The organism is Vibrio sp. 10N.261.52.A1 (assembly GCF_002876325.1).
In the GTDB taxonomy this organism is placed as follows: Bacteria; Pseudomonadota; Gammaproteobacteria; order Enterobacterales; family Vibrionaceae; genus Vibrio; species Vibrio chagasii.
This window is the reverse complement of record NZ_MCYD01000276.1, coordinates 1-629: the sequence shown is the minus strand read 5'-3', so window position 1 is coordinate 629 and position 629 is coordinate 1. Positions and strand designations below refer to the sequence as shown.

1 protein-coding gene is annotated in these 629 nt (G+C 45.6%); it reads right to left on the bottom strand.

Annotation, left to right across the window (positions count from 1 at the left end; all coding sequences use genetic code 11):
• Positions 1-10: 10 nt before the first annotated feature.
• Positions 11-629: RNA polymerase factor sigma-32 (locus tag BCT81_RS03525; RefSeq protein ID WP_102423254.1), on the bottom strand; the 619-nt coding region annotated here is incomplete at its 5' end.

Sequence of the window (629 nt, the reverse complement as noted above, 5' to 3'; positions counted from 1 at the left end):
CTAAGTGCTATTAGAAATCGCCAACGGCTTGTTTCAATTTCTTCATCGCATTCTTTTCTAACTGGCGAACACGTTCTGCAGAGATACTATAGGTATCCGCTAAGTCTTGTAGTGTTGCTTTATTGTCGTCTAACCAACGTGAGCGAACAATGTGTTGGCTACGCTCATCTAGGCTTGCTAGTGCTAGACCCAAACGGTTATTGGTGTGAGACTCCCAGTTAGATGCTTCAACCGTTTCAGCAACGTCTGACGCTTTATCTTCTAGGTAGTAAACCGGAGCTGTGTAAGCAGAACCGCCGTCATCGTCATCCATTGGTGCTTCAAACGTTGCGTCTTGCGCTGCCAAGCGAGATTCCATCTCACGAACTTCAGAGGGCTCAACACCCAGTTCACGAGCGACTGTCTCAACTTCACCGTTATTAAACCAACCTAAACGCTTTTTAGATTTACGAAGGTTAAAGAACAGTTTGCGCTGTGCCTTAGTTGTCGCAATCTTAACAATACGCCAGTTACGCAGAACGTACTCATGAATCTCAGCTTTGATCCAGTGAACTGCGAAAGAAACCAATCGAACGCCAACCTCTGGGTTGAAACGCTTAACGGCTTTCATTAGACCGATGTTACCTTCT